This is a genomic window from Mycobacterium sp. P7213 (assembly GCF_900604305.1).
Taxonomy (GTDB): Bacteria; Actinomycetota; Actinomycetes; order Mycobacteriales; family Mycobacteriaceae; genus Mycobacterium.
Genome location: NZ_UWOA01000098.1, coordinates 1 through 2,950 on the forward strand (window position 1 = coordinate 1; position 2,950 = coordinate 2,950).

Consider the following 2,950-nt stretch of genomic DNA (forward strand, 5'->3'; position numbering starts at 1 on the left):
CCCCGACTCCCCTCGGCACCCCCAGCCCGCTCGGCGTGCCCGGCGCGCTGGGCGTACCAGGTGCACTGGGCGCCCCCAGCCCACTGGGCATGCCCGGCTCTGCCGTCGGAGGCTCCTCAGCCGGCGTGAACGCCGCGAACTCCTTCCTGCAGGCGTTGAACGGCATGCTCAACCGCGTGGTCCCCGGCGTGGGGTCGATCATGCCCACCGACGTGAGCACTCTGACGCCGCCTGGGGCGCCCATGTCCGCGGGGCCTGCACTGGAGACCCCGCCCGCTCCGGCGACACCTCCGGCCCTGGTGCCGCAGACACTGGCGGGCGCTCGGAACTTCTCGGTGCACTGATCCTGAGACGGTGAGCCGGTCGTCGGATTCGCCCGACGGCCGGCCGCGGCCGACGGCTATGTCGTCAGCGTTGCGCTGCCACGACAGACCGGTCATCCGCGCGATTATCGCCAGGCCTGGTCGTGTGAGACACTTGTCAGCCGGAATACCTGCTAGGAGGGCCAATCATGGCAAAACGTGGCCGCAAGAAGCGCGATCGCAAGCACAGCAAAGCCAACCACGGCAAGCGACCCAACGCCTAGCGCGTTGGTTCAAGCTCGCCAGCACAGCTGACCGCAAGCCCGGCCTCAGGCCGGGCTTGCTGCAGTTATCGGCCATCTCGAGGCCATAGCGGCGACCCGCTTCGCCCGGCGCCGCCGCGCGCGTGTGATCGCCTCCGGCGCCATGGCAGCCGCCCGGATCAGCCCTCGCGGTGGATGATCGTGGTCCGGCTGATCTCCAGCCGCACGCGTTCGTAGAGACGCCGCGGGGCCTTGTCGCCACTGCATTTGCGGGCGATCAGCGTCTTGATCCGTTCCTCGACCCCGTAGTGCCGCAGGCAGCCGGGGCATTCCTCAAGGTGCTGGCGCAGTTTGGCCTTGGTCTCCGCCGTGCATTCGCCGTCGAGCAGGGTCCATACTTCGGCGATCACCTCCGAACAGTTGGCATGGGATTCGCCGTCGGCCGGTTGCGTGTTGCAGTCTCGCGAGTGTTCGGTCACGACGACACCTCCTCGGAAGTCTGGCCGTCGCGAATGAATCCACGATCGCGGGCTACGTCGGCCAGCAGACTGCGCAACTGTCGCCTGCCGCGGTGCAAACGCGACATCACCGTGCCGATCGGCGTATCCATGATCTCAGCGATCTCCTTGTACGGGAATCCTTCGACGTCGGCGTAGTACACCGCCATCCGGAATTCTTCGGGAAGCTGCTGCAGCGCCTCTTTGATCTCGGTGTCAGGCAGCGACTCCAGAGCCTCTACCTCCGCTGAGCGCAGCCCCGTCGAAGAGTGTTCGGCGGTGGCCGCCAGCTGCCAGTCGGTGATCTCGTCGGTCGGGTACTCCGCCGGTGAGCGTTGCTTCTTGCGGTAGCTGTTGATGTAGGTGTTGGTCAGGATGCGGTACAGCCACGCCTTGAGGTTGGTGCCCTCTCGAAAGGAGCGGAACCCGGCATAGGCCTTGACCATGGTCTCCTGCAGCAGGTCCTCGGCATCGGCAGGATTGCGCGTCATGCGCAGCGCGCCGCCGTAGAGCTGATCGAGCATGGGTATCGCATCGCGTTCGAACCGAGCGGTCAGCTGCGCGTCGGTCTCATCGGAACGTACCGGCGCCTTGGCTTCGGTCGAAGCCTCGGTCCCGGTACCGGACGCACTCTCGCCGTCAGCCATCTGTATCGTCGCTGCCCCTTCTGTCGCGGTGCCCACAACCAGCCCAGCCGATAGCTCGCGTTCCAGCAGACCGATCGCCGTTGACATCGGCGACTCCTTTCCGATCCTAGGGCCGTGATCGACGACTTGGCGCAGCGACCACACCAACTGGCTTAGTCAACAGCGTTGGCCATGGCACTATTTCCCGGCCGTATCCTGGCGCGGTGAGTCGTGCGGCAACCCGAGCTGTAGCGGCCCTGATCGCCGCGCAGGTGCCCTACGAGGTGTTGCGTTACCGGCATGAGCCAGACCAGCGTGCTTTCGGAGCCGAAGCCGTCGAGCAGCTCGCGGCCGAGGGACCGGGCGGGGTGCGCCCCGAGCAGATCTTCAAGACGCTGGTGGTGGCGATCCCGCCCGGACTGGCGATCGCGGTCCTGCCGGTGCCGGCCAAGCTGTCGTTTAAGGCGGTCGCCGCCGCACTCGGGGCGCCCAAGGCCGCAATGGCCGACCCGGCGGCGGCACAACGAGCGACCGGTTACGTGCTGGGCGGGATCTCGCCGCTCGGGCAGCGCAAAACTTTGCCGACCGTGGTGGATGCCTCGGCACTGGGCTTTGACCGGGTGCTGTGCAGCGCGGGGCAACGCGGCGTGGACGTGGCGGTGGCACCTGCGGATCTGATCCGGGTGACGGGGGCGATCACCGCGGACATCCAGGCCCGCTGACCCCGCGGTTGCCGGCGTTCAACGGTCCAGGACCGAACCGGGATCATCGCGCGGTGCGTTCCCGAGCGCATCGTCGACGGTCGCGGCGAACGACAATTCGGCGTCGATACCCGCGGCGTCCACCACCCGGGCGGTGATGTGCTGGTCGCTGACAAGGCAGAGCCGGATGCCGCGCCGACGGCAGCTGGCCGACTCTTCGACCAGCACCGCGAACGCGCAGATTCCCATGAATTCGAGGGCGCTGGTATCGATGATCAGCGGCCCGGGAGCTGTTGCCACCTCCGCGGCCTCGCCGACCAGGCGACGCCAGACGGCGATGTTGGACGCGTCGACACTGCCACCCGCGTGAACCAGCAGCGCTGAGCCGCGCCGCTCCACCAGGACATGCAGCTCTTCTTCCGCAGGAACCTCCGGCGCGACGAACGCCTCGCCGACGACGCCACCGACGGCCATCGCGGCGGCCGGAACCGCTTCCATCCGCTCCGGCCTGGCACCCTTGCGCCGCCAACCAGCGCAGCGGCTGAGTTTACGGCGTAAACC

General features: G+C 67.7%; 5 protein-coding genes and 1 pseudogene. 3 read left to right on the forward strand and 3 right to left on the reverse strand.

Annotated features, from left to right (window positions below):
- Together EJK91_RS22040 and EJK91_RS23225 are read left to right on the forward strand one after the other, a co-directional pair.
- Nucleotides 1-344, forward strand: a pseudogene (locus EJK91_RS22040) (hypothetical protein); the annotation flags it as partial.
- A 167-nt stretch (nucleotides 345-511) separates the two neighbouring features.
- Nucleotides 512-586 carry a 50S ribosomal protein bL37 gene (locus tag EJK91_RS23225; protein WP_011728008.1) on the forward strand — a complete coding sequence of 25 codons (75 nt, stop codon included), beginning with the start codon at nucleotides 512-514 and terminating at the stop codon, nucleotides 584-586.
- A gap of 158 nt (nucleotides 587-744) precedes the next feature.
- Here EJK91_RS23225 and rsrA read toward each other — a convergent pair whose 3' ends face one another.
- Together rsrA and EJK91_RS21300 are read right to left on the reverse strand one after the other, a co-directional pair.
- On the reverse strand, nucleotides 745-1,044 hold the full coding sequence (gene rsrA, locus EJK91_RS21295) for a mycothiol system anti-sigma-R factor (RefSeq protein ID WP_046300053.1): 300 nt from the start codon (nucleotides 1,042-1,044) through the stop codon (nucleotides 745-747).
- Nucleotides 1,041-1,709 carry a sigma-70 family RNA polymerase sigma factor gene (locus EJK91_RS21300; RefSeq protein ID WP_369797620.1) on the reverse strand — a complete coding sequence of 223 codons (669 nt, stop codon included), beginning with the start codon at nucleotides 1,707-1,709 and terminating at the stop codon, nucleotides 1,041-1,043. The genes rsrA and EJK91_RS21300 overlap by 4 nt, the downstream gene beginning before the upstream one ends.
- A 203-nt stretch (nucleotides 1,710-1,912) precedes the next feature.
- On the opposite strand from EJK91_RS21300, the gene EJK91_RS21305 reads away from it, so the two are divergent.
- On the forward strand, nucleotides 1,913-2,410 hold the full coding sequence (locus EJK91_RS21305) for an aminoacyl-tRNA deacylase (RefSeq protein WP_125079893.1): 498 nt from the start codon (nucleotides 1,913-1,915) through the stop codon (nucleotides 2,408-2,410).
- Between the two features lie 18 nt (nucleotides 2,411-2,428).
- Here the strand turns inward: EJK91_RS21305 and EJK91_RS21310 are convergent.
- On the reverse strand, nucleotides 2,429-2,950 hold a 522-nt coding region (locus EJK91_RS21310; RefSeq protein WP_346773481.1), incomplete at its 5' end, for an anti-sigma factor antagonist.

Coding starts and splice junctions, on each gene's coding strand:
- EJK91_RS21300 (WP_369797620.1), bottom strand. CDS start 1,709: ATGGCTGACGGCGAGAGTGCGTCCGGTACCGGGACCGAGGCTTCGACC.